The 21,449-nt window shown below is 48.4% G+C and carries 20 protein-coding genes; 2 read left to right on the top strand and 18 right to left on the bottom strand.

Annotated elements, in window-relative coordinates:
• Positions 1 to 9: 9 nt before the first annotated feature.
• The 11 genes from liaR to BTR1S_RS13205 all read right to left on the bottom strand — a co-directional run bounded on the left by liaR (position 10) and on the right by BTR1S_RS13205 (position 9,742).
• Positions 10 to 645: a two-component system response regulator LiaR gene (gene liaR / locus BTR1S_RS13255; protein WP_006639038.1), complete on the bottom strand. Its 636-nt coding sequence runs from the start codon at positions 643 to 645 to the stop codon at positions 10 to 12.
• The gene (gene liaS, locus BTR1S_RS13250; protein ID WP_006639039.1) at positions 623 to 1,711 is read right to left on the bottom strand and encodes a two-component system sensor histidine kinase LiaS; all 1,089 of its coding nucleotides are present in this window, start codon (positions 1,709 to 1,711) and stop codon (positions 623 to 625) included. Before liaS ends, liaR begins: the two co-directional genes overlap by 23 nt.
• On the bottom strand, positions 1,708 to 2,439 hold the full coding sequence (gene liaF, locus BTR1S_RS13245) for a cell wall-active antibiotics response protein LiaF (RefSeq protein ID WP_006639040.1): 732 nt from the start codon (positions 2,437 to 2,439) through the stop codon (positions 1,708 to 1,710). Before liaF ends, liaS begins: the two co-directional genes overlap by 4 nt.
• A gap of 32 nt (positions 2,440 to 2,471) precedes the next feature.
• Entirely contained in the window at positions 2,472 to 3,332 is an 861-nt protein-coding gene (gene liaG, locus BTR1S_RS13240; protein ID WP_006639041.1) for a LiaG family protein, read from the bottom strand.
• Positions 3,333 to 3,434: 102 nt separating this feature from the next.
• Positions 3,435 to 4,118: a stress responsive protein LiaH gene (gene liaH / locus BTR1S_RS13235; protein WP_029419505.1), complete on the bottom strand. Its 684-nt coding sequence runs from the start codon at positions 4,116 to 4,118 to the stop codon at positions 3,435 to 3,437.
• Positions 4,119 to 4,140: 22 nt separating this feature from the next.
• Positions 4,141 to 4,530 carry a protein liaI gene (locus BTR1S_RS13230; RefSeq protein ID WP_029419506.1) on the bottom strand — a complete coding sequence of 130 codons (390 nt, stop codon included), beginning with the start codon at positions 4,528 to 4,530 and terminating at the stop codon, positions 4,141 to 4,143.
• A 180-nt stretch (positions 4,531 to 4,710) separates the two neighbouring features.
• The gene (locus tag BTR1S_RS13225; protein ID WP_006639044.1) at positions 4,711 to 5,664 is read right to left on the bottom strand and encodes a pectinesterase family protein; all 954 of its coding nucleotides are present in this window, start codon (positions 5,662 to 5,664) and stop codon (positions 4,711 to 4,713) included.
• Positions 5,665 to 5,787: 123 nt separating this feature from the next.
• On the bottom strand, positions 5,788 to 6,366 hold the full coding sequence (locus tag BTR1S_RS13220) for a cob(I)yrinic acid a,c-diamide adenosyltransferase (protein WP_006639045.1): 579 nt from the start codon (positions 6,364 to 6,366) through the stop codon (positions 5,788 to 5,790).
• On the bottom strand, positions 6,366 to 7,769 hold the full coding sequence (locus tag BTR1S_RS13215; protein ID WP_006639046.1) for an ABC transporter ATP-binding protein: 1,404 nt from the start codon (positions 7,767 to 7,769) through the stop codon (positions 6,366 to 6,368). The genes BTR1S_RS13220 and BTR1S_RS13215 overlap by 1 nt, the downstream gene beginning before the upstream one ends.
• Complete coding sequence (locus BTR1S_RS13210; protein ID WP_029419507.1) at positions 7,753 to 8,826, bottom strand: FecCD family ABC transporter permease; 1,074 nt, start codon at positions 8,824 to 8,826, stop codon at positions 7,753 to 7,755. The genes BTR1S_RS13215 and BTR1S_RS13210 overlap by 17 nt, the downstream gene beginning before the upstream one ends.
• Positions 8,789 to 9,742, bottom strand: a complete 954-nt coding sequence (locus tag BTR1S_RS13205) for an ABC transporter substrate-binding protein (RefSeq protein ID WP_006639048.1) — start codon at positions 9,740 to 9,742, stop codon at positions 8,789 to 8,791. The genes BTR1S_RS13210 and BTR1S_RS13205 overlap by 38 nt, the downstream gene beginning before the upstream one ends.
• A gap of 655 nt (positions 9,743 to 10,397) precedes the next feature.
• Between BTR1S_RS13205 and BTR1S_RS13200 the strand changes: the two genes are divergently transcribed.
• On the top strand, positions 10,398 to 11,189 hold the full coding sequence (locus tag BTR1S_RS13200; RefSeq protein ID WP_029419508.1) for an SDR family NAD(P)-dependent oxidoreductase: 792 nt from the start codon (positions 10,398 to 10,400) through the stop codon (positions 11,187 to 11,189).
• Positions 11,190 to 11,240: 51 nt separating this feature from the next.
• Here the strand turns inward: BTR1S_RS13200 and BTR1S_RS13195 are convergent, their stop codons facing one another.
• Positions 11,241 to 11,924 carry an MOSC domain-containing protein gene (locus BTR1S_RS13195; protein WP_006639050.1) on the bottom strand — a complete coding sequence of 228 codons (684 nt, stop codon included), beginning with the start codon at positions 11,922 to 11,924 and terminating at the stop codon, positions 11,241 to 11,243.
• Positions 11,925 to 12,106: 182 nt separating this feature from the next.
• Between BTR1S_RS13195 and BTR1S_RS13190 the strand changes: the two genes are divergently transcribed.
• Positions 12,107 to 13,012, top strand: coding sequence for a LysR substrate-binding domain-containing protein (locus BTR1S_RS13190; RefSeq protein WP_029419509.1), 906 nt, complete (start codon positions 12,107 to 12,109; stop codon positions 13,010 to 13,012).
• A 47-nt stretch (positions 13,013 to 13,059) separates the two neighbouring features.
• Here the strand turns inward: BTR1S_RS13190 and BTR1S_RS13185 are convergent, their stop codons facing one another.
• The 6 genes from BTR1S_RS13185 to uxaC form a co-directional block, all read right to left on the bottom strand.
• Entirely contained in the window at positions 13,060 to 14,370 is a 1,311-nt protein-coding gene (locus BTR1S_RS13185; RefSeq protein WP_029419510.1) for a glycoside hydrolase family 28 protein, read from the bottom strand.
• Positions 14,371 to 14,383: 13 nt separating this feature from the next.
• Complete coding sequence (locus tag BTR1S_RS13180; protein WP_029419511.1) at positions 14,384 to 15,874, bottom strand: UxaA family hydrolase; 1,491 nt, start codon at positions 15,872 to 15,874, stop codon at positions 14,384 to 14,386.
• Entirely contained in the window at positions 15,874 to 17,340 is a 1,467-nt protein-coding gene (locus tag BTR1S_RS13175; RefSeq protein WP_029419512.1) for a tagaturonate reductase, read from the bottom strand. The genes BTR1S_RS13180 and BTR1S_RS13175 overlap by 1 nt, the downstream gene beginning before the upstream one ends.
• 58 nt (positions 17,341 to 17,398) lie before the next feature.
• On the bottom strand, positions 17,399 to 18,397 hold the full coding sequence (locus BTR1S_RS13170; RefSeq protein ID WP_006639054.1) for a LacI family DNA-binding transcriptional regulator: 999 nt from the start codon (positions 18,395 to 18,397) through the stop codon (positions 17,399 to 17,401).
• A gap of 79 nt (positions 18,398 to 18,476) precedes the next feature.
• Positions 18,477 to 19,865, bottom strand: coding sequence for a glycoside-pentoside-hexuronide (GPH):cation symporter (locus tag BTR1S_RS13165; protein ID WP_006639055.1), 1,389 nt, complete (start codon positions 19,863 to 19,865; stop codon positions 18,477 to 18,479).
• A 35-nt stretch (positions 19,866 to 19,900) separates the two neighbouring features.
• The gene (uxaC, locus tag BTR1S_RS13160) at positions 19,901 to 21,322 is read right to left on the bottom strand and encodes a glucuronate isomerase (protein WP_029419514.1); all 1,422 of its coding nucleotides are present in this window, start codon (positions 21,320 to 21,322) and stop codon (positions 19,901 to 19,903) included.
• Positions 21,323 to 21,449: the final 127 nt, after the last annotated feature.

The following is a 21,449-nucleotide window of genomic DNA, read 5'->3' as shown; positions in this document are numbered from 1 at the left end:
TCATGCCCGCTACTGAACAAGCTTGTTGCGATGGGCATATACCGCGGCCTGTGTGCGGTCATCGACGTCAAGCTTTGACAGGATATTGGTTACATGTGTCTTCACCGTTTTAATGGTGATATATAATTCCTCCGCAATATCCTTATTTGTTTTCCCTTCTGCGACAAGTTTAAGGATCTCCATTTCCCTGGCCGTCAATGATTCATGAAGCGGGACCTCCCCTGACGAATGCCTTAGCTTGGATAATACTTTTCCGGCCACCTTTGCCTCTAGCTTAGGTTCTCCATTGCTGGCCGCCCTGATCGCATCGGCGATTTCACCGGCTTTCGACGTCTTCAGCAAATAGCTGAAGGCTCCCGCTTCGATGACCGGATACACTTTATCATCGTCAATAAAGCTTGTCAGCACGATGATTTTCGGGCCGTCAAGCTTGCGGCAGATTTCTTTTGTCGCCTCAATCCCGTCCATTCCCTCCATCACAAGATCCATCAAAATGACGTCCGGGTTCATTTCAACCGCAAGCTCAACGCCGCGTCTGCCGTCCGAGGCTTCTCCGATCACCTCAATATCCGGCTGGGATTCCAAAAAAGCGGCAAGCCCCATTCTTACCATCTCATGATCATCAATTAACAGTACTCGGATCACCTTGATTCTCTCCTTTTCCTTGATCAAAAATCGGAACTTTTACATCAACCTGCGTCCCTTTGCCCGCAAATGAAATGATTTCCGCCACACCGCCGACCTCGCTTGCCCTTTCCTTAATGGAGTTTAATCCGTACGATGACGTTTTGACGGAGTCCATTTTAAATCCTTCGCCATTGTCAATGACCTTCAGCTGTAGCTGCCGGTTTCTGAGCAGCAGCCTGACGGAAACTTTTGTTGCCTTTGAATGCCTGAACACATTTGACAGCGCTTCTTGTACGATTCTGAACAAATGATCTTCAACACCTTTTGGCAGCTTGCCGATATCTTCGATTTCCCAATCGATATCCATCGACTGCTTTGCTTTGAATTCGTTCAGCAGGTCTGCCAGCCCTTCTTTCAATCCTTTGCCTTCAAGCGTGACAGGACGCAGGTGCAAAAGCAGAGCCCTCATCTCATTTTGGGCATCGCCCGCCATTTTTTCGACCATCTTCAGCCTTGACACAAGCTTTTCATCAGCCGAAGCAGGAATTCCTTCCAATACGGCGGAAGTCATCATTGAAATCGCAAAAAGCTGCTGGCTTACGGCATCATGCAGCTCCCGGGCAAGCCGCTGCCGCTCTTCGGACACGACGGATTTTTTCATTTGATCCTGCCATTCGGCTCTTTCATTTGACAGCTTTTGGAGTGAAGCGACCTGCCTTTCGATTCGTTCGGCCATTTCATTCAGCTGATCAGCGGCGAGTCCGATTTCGTCATCGCCAAGCGACGGAATCCGGTATGCGAAATTGCCGTTTTCATATTTTAAAATCGATTCGATCAGCTTTTCGAGCCGCTTCTTCAGCTGGTTTCCGAACACATATCCCGAACCGAACCCGACAGCGGCGCTGATAAAGAAAAGCAGAACGACAAACGGGATGCCGAACCATCTGGAAGCAATGAGCACCCGCGGGTCGAGCTGATAATAAAACAGCATGAACCCCAGGACGGTCATGAAGATGGTAAAACTGACCCCCATAGACAAACGGACGGAGCGCCACTGAATGTTTGCTAGCCTGTTCGTTTTCATATGAACCGCACATCCACATCGCCGATAAACAGGGAAATCGAGACTTTTACCCGTCTTGAAGATTGTTCATAATTCTCTGACTCGGTATAGATTTGGTTGCCGATGCCGCTTTTTCGTTCACCGATGATATCAATGTCGCCTAAAAACGCCGAAGAGCTGATGGAGACATCGAGATCTGACGGAATATAGATGTCGACATCTCCGATCAGCCCGGTAATGACAATCGTATTGTCTCCCTCTGATATGATCGCTTTTGACAAATCGATTTTGACATCGCCGATAAATCCGGAAATGTTCAAATCATTTAAATCAAAAGGTTTTTTCATCAATTTGACATCGCCGAAGAAAAAGCTGCGCTGTCCGGTATTCTTTTTTTGCTGCAGCGGTTCGGCATCCGTTTTTTCTTTCACTTGCGCTTTGTTCTTGTCACGGTCAAAAACAGGCTGGTTTGTGACAAGCCTGTAGCCCGCATAAATTAAAAAGGCGGCAAAAAAGAAGCCGAACAGACTGAATGTAATGCTGAAAATGTCTTTCAGAAGCAGGAATGCCGCAAAAATATACATGACAGAGCCGAGCCAGCGGCGTGAACTTTTATGGAGAATGTATCCGGCAAAAAGAAAAGCGAGCGGCCAGAACAAAGCGCCACCGAGCCCGCTGTTTTGCAAAAATACGCTGAACCCGAACAGAACGATGAACAATCCGATCAGTTGTTTTTTGGTAAGACGCATGCCGACTAAAGGCCCCCCTCTCTTTTCTGCGGTTAATCAATCGATACATTTCCGCTCGTAGACGAAATATCAATTTTATTCTTTCCATCTCCGTTTTTTCCAATCAGTGTCCGTTTATCGCCTTCTGTCTGATCAAACGGATAGGAATGGCTGATGTTTCCGCTCGTCAGTGTTGCTTGAAGACTGATGTCTGCGTTATCCGGAAGTTCAAGCCTGACATTTCCGGAGGTCTGACTGATGCGCAACGGCGCATTGACCGTTGAAAAAGAAGCTTCTAAATTGCCTGACGTGTGCTTGATTGTCAGCTTGCCGGTGACATCTTCAAGCTCGGTATTCCCGGATGTGGAGCGTATATCGGCTTCTGCCGTTTCCACGTGTTCCAGCCGAATATTTCCCGAAGTCCCTCTGACTGAGAGCTCATCAGCCTGAAGATGATCGACTTTCTGGCTGCCGCTTCCCGAACTGAGGGATACCTTTTGCAATGATAAATGCTCGCCGAGTATTTTGACGTTCCCGCTCCCTGATGTGATCGACAGATTGTCTTGATATTCATACGGAATGTGAACGGTCAGTTCATTTTTTTTGAAGAAAAACAACCTAAAGCCCTGCTGCTCAACCGAAAGCCGCAGGGTGTCCCCCTGTTCGGAAGATTCCAGCCGCGCGTTTCCTCCTGACAGTTCAGCATCTATATCATCACGGTTTTCAGCTTTGATCTTCACCGTTATGCTTTTTGAATCGATGTCGATATGATTGATTTTCTTTGGCGAAGCGCTGGCTGACCGGACCGTTTCCTGATTTTTGCCGAAGAAAATATGGCGGCCGCCGTTAAACATTAGGCCTGCCAGAATCAGAATGCCGGCGATGATCAGCAGTTTTCCAACCGTTTTTTTCATTCGTCCAATCCTTTCGGCAGTAAGTGTATGTTCCTTATTATAAGGAAAGTTTTCTTTGAAAGAAATCAAAAATTGTGAAAAGGGGCCTTTAAAGCCCCAGTTTTATTCGTTTCCGGCTGATTGTTGTTTTTCCAGGCCGATTTTTTTAGCGCGCATTTTTTCAAGCTCTTCTTCAACCTCTTTTGCATATTCAACCCGGCTGTAAGGGCTGCCAGAGGATGCGGACAGCTCGGCATAGCTGTTTGCCCTTGCTTCCATTTCTTCGATGCGGCTCTCCATTCTCATAAACTCGCGGTAGGCGCTTTCGTTGTCGATCTTGTTAAAGGAAGCATTCATATGTTCTTTTGCTTTTACGGCGTTTGCACGCGCGATTAATGCATGTTTGCGGTCTTTGACATCGCGCAGCTTAACCTCCAGCTTTTCCAGCTGTTCTTTCAATTCGCCAAGCTGCTTGCTTGCGTGCTGGTAGGCTTCTTGATATTCTCCGGTTTTTTCTTCAAAATACTTCATTTCTGAAAGGGCCTTTTTGGCAAGTTCCTCTTCCCCCGCATCAAATGCCAGCTGCGCCTGATTTTTCCGTTTGACAGCCAGTTTTTCAGCTTCTTCATATTTTCCTTTAAAGCTTTGCACAATCGTTTGCTGCTTGACAATCGTATGTTTTGCTTTTGCAATATCGCTTTCCATGTCGCGTACGTATTGATTGAGCATCACCCGCGGATTTTCGATTTTATCCAGTCCTTCATTGATTGATGCGACAAACATATCTCTGAGTCTTTTTAATGCCATCATTTATTCCTCCCTGATTCGTTTATTTATTCTTTTTTAAAAAGTCTTCCCATTCTGCATCAAAGCCCGTGTCATATCTTGCAGCCGAAGGCTCGCTGCTTTCTGGGGAATAGACGTTTTCTTCTTTTTTTCCACCCTGCTTGATCATGGTCCAGCCAAAATAAATCATGACAGCGGCAAGTGCGATCCCGATCAGAAACGGAAGCGCTCCACCCAGAAACATGATGCCGATGATGACCAGCAGCACGCTGGCAATCTGGCGGCCTTCCTTCCATTTTTTGATCCCGTAGCATAAAAGAACAGCTCCGATTGCCCCGGCAATTAATCCTCCGATTTGGCCTCCCCCAAAAAACAGCGAGATGCCGAACAGGATCAGAAAAAAGCCGATGACTGATTTTCCGGTTATAGTCATGTCTGTTCCTCCTTTCTCGTTCATGTCTTTACTATAGTCAATTTCAGCATTCGACAAAACGAGTCACAGATTGATTTTGTCGTAAGACCAGAGTCGTATGGCCGGTAAGACCGCGCCGCCCGTTCACATAAAAAACCGCTCATTTGAGCGGTTTTTTTGAATAGCTTCCTCTTGCCAGATCTATGATTCTATTTTCGGATTCCAGCCATCCAATACATTCTCAATCGTCCAGCTTGCAGCCTCCTGATCCGACAGCTGCCTTCTCTCCTGATGAGAAACCGCTCCCGGTCCTGTATTCCGATATTCATAAAGCCTTGCATCAGCGGCCGAAAATCCCGACATGTCCGTCCAGCCCTCCGATTTAATATGGGCGCCCATAGAGCAGTTTTTGTATAAAACGCTTGCAATGGCGTCAGGGTCTCCCCCCGGATGCCACGGGCGGCCAAGATAAACCGTTCCGTCCGCTGCATCGCTTGTCAGCGTGCAATTGACAATGAAAAAGCCGAACCGTTTTGTGATGTGCGTGCTGGCGGCGGTGATATAGCCGTTATTTGTGGCGGAGCCGCGATCGACGCTGTGAATACGACACTGGTCAAACACCGCTCTTGCTCCTCCAAAAATAAAATCGACGTCCCCTTCAATGTAGCAGTTGTCAAAATACTGTTCTCCGTCATTTACGAATAACGTATCCTGCCTTCCTAAGAATCTCGCATGTTTAAAACTGATCCGGCTGCCCTTGCTATAAACTGCCACTGCCTGCGTACCGGCCGTATCTGTTTTCGTTCGGTCAAACGAGTTCTCAAATGTCAGGTTTTCAGCTCGAAAATGATCGGCATAGATAAACACTGTGGCGCTCCCGCTCGTTCCGTATTCCCCTCCCCCTTCCTTCTCCTTTCCAGCGTAATTGTCATATGTGATCACGGTGTCGGTGGCGCTTTCTCCAATCAGGGTGACAAACGGCTTTGTTGCCGGAATGCGGACCACTTCTTTATAGATTCCTTTTTTAATCAAGATCTCTTTTCTTTCACGGCTGTACTCCGGCAGCGCATCAACCGCCTCCTGCACGGTTTTACACGCCCCGCTGCCGTCTTTTGCAACCGTCAAGCGGACGGCGGCTGTTTCCCGATTGTTCATCTACGTACTCCCCCTCCAATGAAAACGTTTACTAACAGATACGACAAAAAGCCGCTTTCCCCTTCCGGAAAACGGCATTGCTTCGTTCGGCGCGGTACAGGTAAGGATTTCCGCCGCTGTTTTTTAGTTTCCGCCTCTCTGTTTTCCTTTGAAAACGATGGCGCTTCTTTCATATTCTACATCTTTGATGTTCATTCTGAAATTGATGACTCTTGCGGCCGCAAACAAATAATCTGACAGTCTGTTTAAATACCGGAGCGGCGTCTCGCGAAGATCCGCCGCTTTCATCAGCGCCACAGCCAGCCGCTCGGCCCGGCGCGCGACGGTTCTGGCTACATGCATGTATGCCGATGCTTTGGAGCCTCCCGGCAGAATGAACTTCTTAAGCTCGGGGGCTTCCGCACTGTACGCATCAATCCGTTCTTCCAAAAACCCGATGGCATCTTCCTTCAGCTTATTTTCCCCATTCGGCGAAAGATAAGCCAAATCGCTCCCGCAGTCAAAGAGCTCATGCTGGATCTTTAACAGCTCGCTTCCAATATCTCTGAAGCGCTCATCTTCAAGCTCGGCAAGCGCGAGTCCGATAAAGCTGTTCAATTCATCAATGGTCCCGTAGCATTGGACACGGATATCATCTTTGTCAACGCGGCCGCCGATCACATGGGTCTTCCCTTTATCGCCCGTTTTCGTGTACAGCTTCATTATTCATTCCCCTTTCTGATCGCTTCTCTGCAGCACTCGAAGACGCTCCTACTGATCAAAGCCCCGAGAGAAGACGTTTTTAAAGCATCGTCAAACTGATCACCGCTCCCGTCAGCCGCAATCAGCACCGTTTCAGCGTATGGAGCCGGAATAGGCGCTCCGCCGCCGTCTGTCCGCTCAGCGAAAGCCGCTTCAGCCTTTGCTTCTGACACCGTCATGAAAGCCTGAACGAAGGCTTTTTCTGTCAGCTTTCCATTGATCATCACCCAGACAGTGACATCCTCCGGCCGGCCTGAGGATGCCGCGGCCACGATAAAAAGTGAGGCGCCCCCTTCTGAAAACGTCCGAAACACTGCATTTTTGGGGTTGGCAGCGGTCACAGCTGCACAGCAGCCATGCGGGCTGATCCCCTTTTCGGCAAGAAAACGCTCCAGATCGGCAGACAGCTTGCCGGACTGCTCCTCTATCGGCACATAGCGGCTGACAAACGCCCGTTTCCAGCCGAGCCCCCCTCCGACAAGAGCTGTTGAGACAACGCGAAGCGGCTGATCCGTCTGCATCAAAAAACCGTCTGATCGCCATTGAAAAAGCTCGGCAAACGGAATCGCTTGCTTCATCTGTTCAGCTTGCCCAGGCTCAATAGAGATCTGCGGATTCGGACGGTGCGGATGAACCAAATGACGGACGTCCGTTTCATAAACATCATTGATCTTTCGTTCCCTCATCACCTGCTCCGGGACATCGAGCGCTTCCATTTCCCCGTTTTTCATCATCAGCAGCCGGTCGCAGTAGAGACTGGCCAAATTGAGATCATGAAATATGCCAATGACCGCAAGCCCCTTCTCGATAGCCATCGACTTCATCAGATCGAGCAGCTGCTTTTGATAACCCAAATCCAAAAAATTGGTCGGTTCATCAAGCAAAAGAACCTCAGGCTCCTGGGCTAAAGCCTGGGCCAGGTAGACGCGCTGCTGCTCTCCCCCGCTCAGTTCGTGAATCGATTGATCGGCAAACGGGAGAACGCCTGTCTCTTCCATCATCCTCGCAACGATCCGTTCATCTTCTTCGCCTGATTGTTTGAATATGCCTGTTTGATAAGGATATCGTCCGAATAAAACGGTTTCTTTGACGGTAAAGGAAAATGCCTGTTCCGTTTTTTGAGGGAGCGAGGCCATCATCCTGGCCAATGCCTTCGGCGGATAGGACTCAAGCCGTTTTCCCGCTAAATGGACAGCGCCTCCGGATGGCTTCAGCGTTCCGTTTATCAAATGTAATAGTGTCGTTTTTCCGCTGCCATTGGGCCCCAATATCCCCAAAAATTCTCCTTTTGCAACAGAAAAGCTGATATGCTTCACAATATCCCTGCCGCCGTATCCTCCTGACAGGTCACGAACGTCCAGCATCATGCATTCCTCCACGCTGCCGGCGAATCAGAATGATCCCGAACACCGGCGCTCCTATTAAAGCTGTGATGATGCCGATCGGCAGTTCAGACGGCTCGATGATCGTCCGCGCCGCCAAATCGGCCAGCACGAGAAAACCGGCGCCGTTTAAAATGGAGAGCGGCAGCAAATGCCTATGATCTGTTCCCCATAGGAGACGGACAACATGCGGCACGACGAGGCCGACAAAACCGATCGTGCCGGAAACGGCGACAGCCGCTCCCGTTAAAATAGAGCCTGAGATCAGTACGGCGATTTTCCTTTTCTCCACATTAACGCCAAGCAGCCTGGCTTTTTCCTCACCGTAGGTCATCACATTTAATTCTCTTCCATTCAGCAAAAGCCCCGCGGTTCCGCATATAAAAAAGGGAAGAAACAGAAAAATATAGCTCCAGCCCCGCATCGAGACGCTTCCGAGCAGCCAGTGAACGATCGGCTTTAGATCATCCCCTGTCAGGGCAATCATGAGAGAAATAAGCGCGCCTAAAAATGAGCTGAAAATAATACCTGTTAAAATCAGGGCGGACAGCGTCAGTGCCGGCTGGACAAGCCGGGCAAAAAACAGAACGATAAACATCACGGCGACCGCTGCCGCGACGCTTAAAAGCGGCAGCGTAAAACCGCCGATGACGGGCAGCTGGATGCCGAAAAACAAGGTGACAACCGCTCCGACCGCCGCTCCGGAAGATACGCCGAGCGTATAAGGGTCTGCAAGCGGATTTTTCAACAGTCCCTGGAACGCCGCACCTGCCGCGGCCAGTGCCGCACCGACAAGCGCAGCCAGCAGCACTCTCGGCAGCCTGATTTTCATGATGATGTTCGCCTGCATCGGATCTGTCTCTATCCCTTGAATACCAAACCATTCATGGAGAAAAACCTTGATAATAGAAGGAATGGGAATCTCCAATGAACCGATAGAGATTCCCATAAGAATAGAGGCGGCTACAAATGCCAGGCTTACGATATATGCCGCTGGACGGCTATTTCTTATAAACGTCAGGGTAAATGATGTCCGCAAGCTCTTCGACCCCTTTGATCAGCCGCGGTCCCGGACGGGTCACAAGGTCGGGGTCCACGTCGTATACTTCATTATTTTTAACGGCTTGTACACTGCTCCAGCCGCTCCGCTTTTTGATCTCTTTGACAGATGAAGCGCCGTTCGTCGTTACGATCGCATCGGGATTCAGCTTGATGATCGACTCCTCGGTCATCTTTGCCCACCCTTCCTGCCCGGTAGCGGCGTTTTTCGCATGGATGGCTTCCAGCATTTCATTCATGAAGGTTCCTTTTCCGGTTGTATAAATGTCAGGAGCGGGAGAAACCTCGACAAACACTTTTTTCTGTTCTTTTTCCGGGATGTTTTGCGCTTTTTCTTTAATTGCCGCGAGATCAGACTTCATGCTGCTTACAAGTTCTTTAGCCTCCCGGTTCGCACCTGTCGCCTTTCCGATCATGTCAATCGATTGATAGGTGTCATGAAATGATGCCGCATCATTGACCGTCACTACCGTGATGCCGGCATCGCGCAGCTGCTTCAGCCCTTCTTCCGCGCTCTGCATGGCTGAGGCATGGGCCAGCACCAAATCAGGATTTAAAGAGATGATTTTTTCCGTGTTGAATTCCATGCCGCCGATTTTTTCAACATCCTTTACTTCTTTCGGATATGTATCAAAATCCGTCACACCGACGACTTTTTTGCCCAGGCCGAGGGCGTATGCAATTTCCGTATTGCTCGGCATCAACGAGACGATTCTCTTCGGTTCTTTTGCAATTTTGATTTCTTTTCCTGAAGCATCCTTTACTGTGACCGGAAACGCTTCAGCCGTCTTTTCCTGTGTGTTCTTCGGTTCTTCCGGAGCTTTCGCTGTTCCGCAGCCGGCGAGCACACCGACGGCCAAAAGCAGTGAAAGCAATAAACCCGCTAACTTCTTCATGCTGCTTCCTCCTTGGGATAAAAATAAAAAACATCTCTACTTGGGTAAAGATGCAGTAAACAATGAACGTACAAAACAAGTGCACACCGCTACACCGCATCTGTCCTCGCAGATTACGCGTGTCGTCATCCAGGCAGGTGTTCTGGCTCTTGATCATCGCTGACGGAGTTTAATATCCGCTTTCGTTTCGCTCACCATTACAGCGGCGGGACCGCGCCGGCAGTATTGGCAGCACCTTTCTGACTCATTCGTATCCTATTTTCGGAATTATTATACTATAACCGGATCAGGGTTGTATATGAGATTCTAAAAAGGGTGTTTTCAGCGATGTTTGGCATATAGAAAAAAAGGTGATCAATGCGATTTCGCAACACAAGCTTTCTAAAAAATAATCAATGACGAGACGATTGGCCCTGCAACATCGAAGCGGCCCCAGCTTCTTGGAGGTCTGGGGCTCTATAAAGCTGACGCTCGCCCGGCTGCAGATTCCAAAGCTGAAAAAAGCGGCGCGGCCGATAAAAGACATTCATAAATTGCTGAAAGAAGAGAAAAATAGACATGCTAAGCAGGATTTTCGACCATGATGCATGACTGCGCTATACTTTTAAATGGATGTTTTTTCATCTTAGACTTCGAATACAAGGATTGATTTTATATGGATTTACAGCTGCAAAACAAACTCGTTTTAGTCACAGGATCAACAGCGGGGATTGGAAAAGCGGCGGCAGAAGCCTTTTTGGCGGAAGGCGCCAGGGTCATTGTGAACGGACGTACGGAAGAAAAGGTCCAGTCAGTCGTAGACGAGCTTTCCAAACACGGAACCGTCCACGGAATCGCCGCAGACCTTTCAAATCGCGAACAAAGCCGGACACTGATTGAAAAAACGAAACAGATCGGCGAGCTTGATATCCTTGTCAATAACATGGGGTTTTTTGAGGTAAAAGAATTCGCGGACGTCTCAGATGAGGAATGGCTTGAGTATTTTGAAGTAAACGTGTTAAGCGCCGTCCGCCTTTGCCGCGCTTTCCTGCCGAACATGCTGAAACGGAACGCGGGAAGAATCCTCAATCTGGCGAGTGAAGCCGGCATTAAGCCGCTCCCGCAGATGATTCCTTATTCCATGACCAAAACGTCTTTGATCAGTTTATCACGAGGGCTGGCGGAAATGACGAAAGGAACGAATGTGACTGTCAATTCGGTTCTTCCCGGACCCACCTGGACCGAAGGCGTCGCCAATTATATGAAGGGGGCTGCCGCAGCGGAGAATACCGATTTAGACGCATTTGTCAAAGATTACTTCAAAGTGAATGAGCCAACTTCTTTAATCCAGCGCTATGCCAAACCTGAGGAAGTCGCCAGTACGATCGTCTATCTCGCATCAGAGAAAGCGGCGGCCATCAATGGTTCGGCTCAAAGGGTGGAAGGCGGGATCATCCGCTCCATCTAACAGCATCCTCTGCCTGCCGGCAGAGGATGCTTCACTTTGAGAGGCAAGCCATCACAAATTGCCGGTCAACCTTTCGCGATGATCCGGCTCAACGCCATCAAGGCGTTTTAAAAAAGACTCGCGCCAGCTTGTCGACAATTCCTCCACCTCAAGAAGCCTTTTGATGCCGTCGATATCATCTTTGTCATGATGCTTGATGCGATTTGCGCAAGAAATCGTTATCGCTTTCGGATGGCGGGAGATCAACTTTAAACCGCCGGATTTAAAAACACGTCCTTCTTGAAGCACGCGGAAATAAAAGCCCGTATAGCCGGTTTCCTGAACCTTTAACACCATATTGGGCACACCGTACCTTACAGATAATTTGTAGCAGGGCTGCCGCGGCTGGCTCACCTGAACGACCGCTTCTCCCAGCTGAAAGATATCGCCGATGCAAACATCCGTTTCCAACAGTCCTTTGATGGTCAGATTTTCTCCAAGTGCACCGTATTCCAGCTTTCTCTGCAATTCATGCTCCCAAAATGAATAATGTTCATAGGGATAGACGCAAACAGCCTTCTCCCTTCCTCCATGATGAACAAGATCCGCCTGCCCGTCTCCTTCAAGGTTCGTCGATGACAGAAAGAGACATTCTTGTACAGGCCTCTTGTATATTCCGGTCGAAACCGCTTTATGTTTAAACTGAACCTGCTTGGGTTTCCCGACATTGATCGAAAGGATTTCGGCATGTTCCATTGACATCACCTCAGTTTTCATATTTTATAAGAAAGGAAAAGACGTCCTTTTACACCAAAGGGATTGTCGCTTCAGCTTCGAATTTAAGTATAATCTTGCATCTATCATTAAACAATTCAATCATTTTTATCAAAACAATAGCTGTAGCCTATGACGAGAAAATCATTCGGGAGGAACATTCATTGGAGCTAAAACAATTAGAGTACTTTATGACCCTCTGCCGGGAGCTTCACTTTACGCGTGCAGCCGAGAAGCTCGGCATCGCCCAGCCCTCGCTGAGCCAGCAGATCCGTCTGCTTGAGCATGAAATCGGGATGCCTTTGTTTGACCGCACCGGCAAACGGACGGCAATGACAGAAGCGGGGAAAATATTGCTCCATCACAGTTATCATATCTTTCATGAGCTGTCACAGGCTCGCGCCGCCATTAGCGAGCTGCAGGGATTAAAAAGGGGAAATTTAAAAATCGGGGCGCTTTTGACGGTTGTGAGCTATTTGCTTCCGCAGACTGTCATCGAATTTCACCGCAGCCATCCCAATATCAAACTATCTGTTTTAGGCATGCGAACCGGAGATATTTATCACGGGCTGCTGCAAAACGAACTCGATTTGGGCATTGTCTGTCTGCCCGTAGAGCATGATGATATAGAAGCGATTCCTTTTTTCAAACAGCCTCTCGCTCTTGCAGCGCCGAAACATCATCCCATCGCAAAAGAGCCGTTTGTCACGCTCGATATGTTAAAAGAAATTGATTCCATTTTATTGCCTGACACGTATTTTCTGCGGCAGCTGATCAACGAGCAGTGCCGCGCGCTTGGATTCGAGCCCCGGCCAGTCATGGAAATGACGACGATGGAATCGATTACGAACATGGTCAGCAAAGGAGTCGGCGCCACCATACTGCCAAAGGGCTATCTTGATGATATCGCTGATCCATCCATTCAGACGATCCCTATCCAAAGTCCCGTTCTTACGACAGAGATCGGCATCGTCTACCGCAAAAACAAATATTTGTGCGCCGCAAGCCGGGTTTTTATAGAGCAGTTCATTTCAACGGTAAAAAACGGGGCATCAAGTAAGCCCGATTGACAAATTTCAAACGGAAATCCTCTGCTCAACGGCAGAGGATTTCTTTTTTACTGTTCCGGCGAGTCATACCGCTTGCCGTTAATATACAGATTTGAAAAAACGGGGTCTTTCACGTTTTTCAGTTCCATCGGGATGTTAACGTCATTGATTTCCGAATTGGTCACCTTCAGTCCTGTGACAGGCGAATGATCGTACGCCAAAACCCGAATGCCGTACCGGCCGCCTGCGCTTTTCAGCTCATCGACTTCAATTCCGCGGACGACGGGTTTGAATTCTCCCGCATCCCCTTCTTCATATTCCATATCAATGGCGATGACTTCCTGTTTCAGGCTATTGACGACATTATGGTAAAAATAAATGTTTTCCAGCACACCGCCCCGTACGGAATTTGTTTTGATGCGAAGGGCTCTGTCAAGGTTCGGACTGTCCATGAGATTGCCTTCGGCAAATACGTTTTTTACGCCTCCGGAGATTTCGCTGCCGATCGTGACGCCGCCGTGCCCGTCCTTCATTTCGTTGTTTTCGATGATAATGTTTTCCGAAGGGACATTGATCCTCCGGCCATCGGCATTTCTTCCCGACTTGATTGCGATGCAGTCATCACCGTTATCAAACAGGCAATTCTTAATGATCATGCTTTTGCATGATTCGGGGTCGACTCCGTCCGTATTCGGGCCGTGTCCGATCACCTTGACTCCGTCAACCGTCACATTTTCGCAAAGCACCGGATGAATCTGCCACATCGGCGAATTCATCACGGTAACGCCTTGTATGAACACGTTTTTGCAGCGGTACGGCTGAATAAAATTCGGCCGCAAATAATGGCCTGTTCCAAAGCGGCGCTCTTCAACAGGCACATTCCGCTCCGCCATTTCAAACAGCGCATCGCGGTCTTTTTCCTGCGACGGCTGCCCGTTTGTTCCCCGCTTCCACGGCCACCAGTGCCGGTCATCAGCCTGGCCGTCAAGCATTCCGCCTCCGGTAATGGCAATATTTTCGGCTTCGTAAGCATAGATCAGCGGGGAATAATTGTAGAGCTCGACACCTTCAAATCTCGTTAGAACAGCGGGCAGATAATCAGCGGGATTCTGACTGAATCTTATGACCGCATCCTTTGTGACATGCAATTCCACATTGCTTTTCAGCCTGAGGGCCCCGGTAAGAAAGACGCCTTTCGGCACTGTAACTCTTCCCCCGCCCTTTTGGTGCGCTTCATCAATCGCCTGCTGAAAAGCAGCCGTTGAATCCGTCTTCCCGCCGCTATCAGCCCCAAATCGGGTGACATCAAATCGGCGGTCGGGAAAAACGGGAACCTTAATCTGCCGCATAATCTCCTCTTTCTTTTCTTTCAGAATCATATGACCATCCCCCTTACAGTGTAACGCCTGTTTTAAAGATCGCCAGCTCTCTGAAATCGTTCTTTTCATTGTTGAGCTGTCTTCCGCTTGCCACTTCAAGCAAAAAGGCAATCAATTCCTTCAGCATCTCCTCTTCAGAAAGATCTTCCAGCACCCGGCCCGCGTTAAAATCGATCCAATGGCGCTTTGTGTCATAAATAGACGTATTTGTCGAGATTTTCATCGTCGGTACAAAGGTGCCAAAAGGCGTCCCCCGGCCTGTCGTAAACAGAACGATTTGGCAGCCGGAAGCTGCAAGCGCCGATGAAGCGACAAGATCGTTTCCCGGGGCGCTCAGCAGGTTCAGCCCTCTTTTTCTCAAAACTTCTCCATAATCAAGCACATCGGTTACCTTGGATGTTCCGGCTTTTTGCGTACAGCCGAGAGATTTATCCTCCAACGTTGTGATCCCGCCCGCTTTGTTTCCCGGGGAAGGGTTTTCATAGACCGGCTGCCGGTGGTCAATGAAATATTGTTTGAATTCATTGATCAGGCGGACGATTTTATGGAAAACTTCTTCGTTTTCCGCCCGCTCCATCAAGAGCGTCTCCGCCCCGAACATTTCCGGGACCTCCGTCAGGACCGCCGTACCGCCTTGGGCGATCAGAAAATCGGACAGCCGCCCGAGCAGCGGATTTGCGGTGATCCCGGAAAAACCGTCAGAACCGCCGCATTTCAGCCCGATCTTCAACTCTGAAATCGGTACATCGACACGCTTGTCATATTTTGCATGTTTATAAATGTCTTTCAGTAATTTGACCCCTTCAGCGACTTCGTCTGTAACCTCCTGGGAAAGGAGAAATTTCACCCGCTCTTCATCATAGTCCCCGAGCGCCTCGCGAAATTCGTGAATGCTGTTGTTTTCACAGCCGAGGCCGAGCACGAGAACGCCGCCCGCATTTGGATGTTTCACGGCATTGGCAAGTATCGTTCTCGTATTGATATGGTCGTCACCAAGCTGCGAACATCCGTACTGATGTTTTAAAACGTGCACGCTATCAAACGGCGAGATATCGCCGATGTCAGCCTTAAATTGTTTGATCATAAGCTCGGCGACTCCATTTACGCAGCCGACCGTCGGTACAATCCAAAGCTCGTTTCTAATGCCCGTCTTCCCGTCTTTTCGTTTAAATCCTTTAAAGGTGAGCGGTTCTTTCTGATACGGATTTTCTGTAAATCTAGGATGATAGCTGTATTCCTGGACTCCGCCCAGATTTGTTTTCGTATTGTTTGTATGCACCCATTCTCCCTTTTGAATCGGTTCTATGGCATGCCCGATCGGAAAACCGTATTTGATGACGTTTTCATTTTCAGCAATGTCTGTCAAAGCAAATTTGTGTCCTTTCATAATCGGGCCTTTCATTTGAATCGTCTGTTCTCCCGCGGCGATCGTTTCGCCCGGCTGCAAATCTCTTAAAGCGATTCCGACGTTATCTGCAGGATTGATGATCAGGCAATCTTTCATTATCTATCCCCCAGCTCAGCCATTTGGCTGTTGATCAGTTTTTTCAGCGCTTCCTTCATGCCGTTTTGCATGATGCCGTCCAAATGCCCCGCCAGTTTTGCCGCTAAGTCCGGCCATTCATTCAGGTTCTCGCCCCACAATGTTTCAGATTCAAGTACACGGCGCGCGATTTCAGCGGGGTCTGTTTCATCTTCCCACAGCCTTTTCAGAAATGACAGCGTGTCGGCATCATCGGCTAAAGGAATAGGCGAATGTCCGCGCTTGCCTTTATAAAAATAGATGAGCGCGCTTAACGCAAAGACAGTTCTTTCAGGAAGCTTGCCGTTTTTGTTGATGTGTTCCCTCATGACCGGCAAGTTTCTAATTTTGAATTTCGAAAACGAATTCAAGGATATATCGAGCAATTGATGACGGATAAACGGGTTTCTGAACCGGTCAAGAATCTCTTCCATATAGGTCTGCAATTGGTTCTCAGGCAGTTCAATCGTCGGGATCACCTCATGCTTGAGCAGATCTTTGACAAATTGTCCGACAAGCTCATCTGCGGCAGCTTCTTGTACCGTATCATGCCCCGCCAAATAAGCGACAGGCGTCATCGCCGTATGTGCGCCGTTTAAAATCCTTACCTTCCTCTCCCTGTACGGTGTCACATCATTGACAAACAGTACATTCAACCCCGCCTTTTGAAATGGCAGCTCTTCTTTAAGCCAATCCGGGCCGTCGATGACAAACAAGTGGTACGGCTCTGCGGTCACGATCAAGGAATCGCGGTATCCGGCAGCCTTCTCCAGCTCGAGGGCTTTATCTTTCGGAAAGCCCGGCACAATTCTGTCAACCAGTGTATTGCAAAACACATTTGCATGTTCGAGCCAATCGATGAACCCTTTCTCAAGCTTCCACAAATCCGCATACTGCAAAACGATGTCCTTGAGCTTTTCGCCGTTGTCCTCAATCAGCTCGCAGGGCAGAATCACAAAGCCCTTCTCTTCGCTTCCGTGAAAGGTTTGATACCTCCTGTATAACAGGGCTGTCAGCTTTCCCGGAAAGCTTTCCTGCGGCCTGTCGCTGAGCCGGTCTTCCTCCATGAACACGATCCCGGCTTCTGTCGTATTCGAAAAGATGAATCTCAGTTCCGGCTGATCGGCGACAGCCATAAATTCATCATATTGATCATAGCTGCTGATGCCTCTGCTGATCGACCTGATGACAACCGAGTCGCGGACCTCCCTTCCCTCTTGGAAGCCTTCAAGGTAAAGCGTATAAAGACCGTCCTGTTCATTAATGGCCTGCACCACCGAACCGCGGCGCGGGGAAACGACGACGGCGCTGCCTTTAAAATCAGTCTCTTCATTTAATTTATGAATCTGCCAGTCTATGAACCCTCTCAAAAAATTCCCTTCCCCGATCTGCAAAATCCGTTCGGGGTATGACGGCTTGGGCTTTATTTTTTTGGATAGCCGTTCCACTTTCATCCCTCCTCTTTTAATTGCACACGTTCACATTTTTATGCGCATCAATATGATGCTATAATCTCCGGACGGAATTCCGGATGATCAATTCCGTGCTGATCAGCGACTGTCTGCCTTTCGTCTCCGGATGTTCGATGAGCGACAACAGGCTTTCCGCGCCCAGCATGCTGATTTTTTCGGTCGGTTTTTTGACGGTTGTCAAAGATGGCGTCGTAAATGCGGAAAAACCGATATCATCAAAGCCGATGATCGACATATCGTCGGGACACCGCTTTCCGTTTGCATAAAGCGCGTTCATGGCTCCGATCGCCATATCATCGTTTGCACAAAACAAGGCTGTCGGAGGATTCTCCAGTGTCAGGAGCGTTTCAACCGCGCTATAGCCGCTTTTCATCGTATAGTCCCCACGGACGAGATATTCGTTTTGAATCGGCAGATCGTGCGTACGAAGCGCATGGAGAAAGCCTTCAAGTCTTTCCTGCGAGGATTTAAAACCCTCTTTTCCCTGAACCATCGCAATGCGCTTATGGCCGTTTTCGATAAAATGGCAAGCTGCGAGATATGCCCCCTCATTCTCATTGGCCAAAATATTGATCACGGGCTGCCCCTCAATTTTTCTGTTCAGAACAACAATCGGGATATTCTGATCTGTCACATGATCAATAAACGCCTGATCCCGTTCGCTTTGGCTGATTAAGATGATCCCGTCATAGCGGTTGCGGTGGATGGATGACAAATCATGATAAGCATCAATCCCCCTGACGAACATATTATAGTGCTCATCTATCACATTGTTGACGCCGCGCAGAACATCGGCAAAAAAGCTAGAAGATGTTCCGTCCGTCAGACTTGTTAAAAACAGGCCGATCGTAAACGTTTTTTGCGTCACAAGGCTTTTCGCGTTAAAATTCGGTTTATAATTCATTTCGGCTGCGATGTCGAGTATTTTCTTTTTCGTTTTTTCTTTAATCAGCGGACTGTTATTAAGCGCTCTGGATACTGTGGTGTGCGATACATTCGCCAGCCTGGCAATATCTTTAATCGTTACTGACATTTATTTTAACCTGCCTTTTTCCCTGCTGTTGATACCATCAGTTTATCATATTATGAGCGCTTATCAGAGAGAATTACCCTTATGATCTCGAGTTTAAGTCGGCTACCATTTCGGCATGCTTCTCGTCTGTCAGGCGGTATAAATAGCCGAGAACAAGCATGGCGAGAGACAAGGCCACCGCCGGATACAAAAGCAGAATCGCTTTAATGCCGAGAAGCGTACCGGCTTTTTGGGCAACATTCGGGACATAGCCGACGATGCTGAGCCCGATCCCCGACAAAAAACCTGAAAGCGACTGGGCAAGCTTTCTTGAGAAATTGAACAATGAATAAACAGTGCCTTCTTTCCGCTCCCCTGTGCTCCATTCGCCATAATCGATCGCATCCGATACAAATGCCCAAGTGACCCCGTTCGGGATGCTGATTCCGATAAATGCGATGCTTGCGAGAATCGTAAATAAAAAGACATTGCTCGGCATGGTAAAGTTGATGATGTCGGCTGCTACGGAAACCGCAAGACCGAGAATCGCGGTTTTCTTTTTGCCGAACATTTTGACAAGCTTCGGCAGCATAAGGACCCCTACAAAGGAAGAACCGATGATAATGAAGTTCATTGATGCCATCAGCTCGGCATTTCCGAGGTTATACTCGGCGAAATAAACCAGCATCGCAGATTTAAGATTGTACGCGGAAATTGTGAAAACCGTCATCAATATAAGCGTCAGCAGCGGTTTATTTGTAAAAAACGTTCTTGAAATGGCCTTGAACGTCACTTTTTCCTCTTTATATTTTTGATCCTTGACGATAATCCGTTCCTTGCAGTTCCGGTAGCAGATGTAGAAAAACAGCACGCCCAGCATCGACATCAGCCCCATGACAACCGGATACGCGACCACAGGATTGTCAAATCTTACAATCATTGGAATCACAACAATGCTTGTGATGAATAGCGCGCCGAGAGAACCGGCCTGGCGGAAGGAAGCAAGCGATGTCCGCTCCACCGAATTTTGCGTCATGGCCGCACCCAGCGATCCGTAAGGAATGTTGACGAATGAATAGCCGAGGCCCCAGATCATGTATGACGCATACGCATATATTAATTTGCCTGTCGGCGAAAGGTTTGGCGAGATAAATGTCAGAACCGTCAATATGGCGAGCACGATGCTCCCGTACAATAAATACGGCCTGAATTTCCCTTTCGGTCCGATGCGCTTCCTGTAATCGATCGATGTCCCGACAATCGGATCGACGACAGCGGCAAAAAGCTTGCTCACAAGAAAGATCCCTCCGGCCGCGGCCGCCGGAATGCCGGCAACATCCGTAAAAAATTTCAATAGATAAAGCTGCCCGAGGTCAAACATGAATCCATTTCCAAAATCCCCAAAACCATAAGAAATCTTTTCTTTTACGCTCAATTTTTCTTCGGTGGTGACTACCGTTTCGGTCTGTCTGTCCGTCGATATTTCCATGGGAACGCAGCTCCTCTGCAATCATTTTGCTTGATTCAGGCTTTCAAACGATCTTTCACCTCAAACTGAAAATAGTGCTTTGCGTTTTCATAGCTGATTCCTTTGACAATTTGTCCAAGCAGTTCGATATCATTCGGCGCTTCGCCATTTTCCGCCCAGCTGCCGATTACATCGCAGAGCAGACGTCTGAAATATTCATGTCTTGTGTAGGAAAGAAAGCTTCGCGAATCCGTCAGCATGCCGATAAAACGGCTTAAAAGCCCTATATTCGCGAGCGTTTTCATTTGTTCAAGCATGCCGTCCTTCGTGTCATTGAACCACCATGCCGTCCCATGCTGGATTTTCCCGGGCGTCCTTTCATCCTGAAAGCTTCCAGAGAGGCTTGAAAGCACGACATAGTCGCGCGGATTTAACGAATAAAGAATCATCTTCGGCAGCGCGCCTTTTCGATCGAGAGAATCAAGAAAACGGCACAAAGGCTTTGCGATGTCCTGATCGTTGATGGCGTCATATCCCGTATCAGGGCCGAGCTTCGCATACATTTTGCTGCTGTTGTTCCGCAAAGCATTGATATGCAGCTGCATCGCCCAGCCTTTTTCCGCGTAACATTCGCCGAGAAAATGGAGGGTGTACGATTTGAATTTGCACTCCTCTTCAACCGTGACCCTTTCACCGTTCATCACCTTGGCAAAAATCGGCTGAACGTCTTTTAAATCTGCATCCACATACATCATCTCGTTAATGGCGTGGTCCGATATCCGGCCGCCTGCTTCATGGAAAAAGCCGATCCTGTTTTTAAGCGCTTTCAAAAAATCGTCATAATCGCTGATCGCAAGACCGCTGGCATCTTCAAGCTTTTTCACCCAGCCGGAAAACCCTTCCTGGTTGATTTCCAGTGCTTTATCAGGCCTGAATCCAGGTAAAACGCTTACATTGTAATCGTCTTCCTTCAGCTTCAAATGGTATTCCAAACTGTCTGTCGGATCATCAGTCGTCACGACGGTTTCAACATTGGATTTTTCGATCAGGTCTCTTGCTCCAAAGCCCTTCCCGTTTAATTGCTCATTCACATTGCGCCAAATTTCGGGTGCGCTGTTTTCATCAAGCAGCTCATAAATGCCGAAAAACCGCCGCAGCTCCAGATGTGTCCAATGATAAAGCGGGTTTCCAATCGTCATCGGCACCGTCTTGGCCCAGGCGCTGAATTTTTCCTCATCTGACGCGTCCCCTGTAATGAATTCCTCTGCTATGCCGTTCGCCCGCATCGCCCTCCATTTGTAATGGTCGCCGTACAGCCAGACTTCGGTGATATTTTTGAAGGTTTTGTTTTCATAGATCTCTCTCGGACTTAAGTGACAGTGGTAGTCGATGATCGGCATGCCTTTTGCGTACTCATGATACAGCTTTGCCGCCGTATCATTTGATAAAAGAAATTGGTCATCCAGAAACGTTTTCACTGCTTTTCACCTTCCTTAAATATTTTTGTTAACGTTAACAAAATGGCTCAGGCAAAAATGTGAACGTTAACATTTAATCTTATTTTATACCAGCGGAACCTATTTTTCCATTATGTTCGCAAAATAT

This window comes from Bacillus sonorensis NBRC 101234 = KCTC 13918 (assembly GCF_001592005.1).
In the GTDB taxonomy this organism is placed as follows: Bacteria; Bacillota; Bacilli; order Bacillales; family Bacillaceae; genus Bacillus; species Bacillus sonorensis.
The sequence above is the reverse complement of the archived record's forward strand: the minus strand, read 5'-3'. Positions and strand labels throughout refer to the sequence as shown.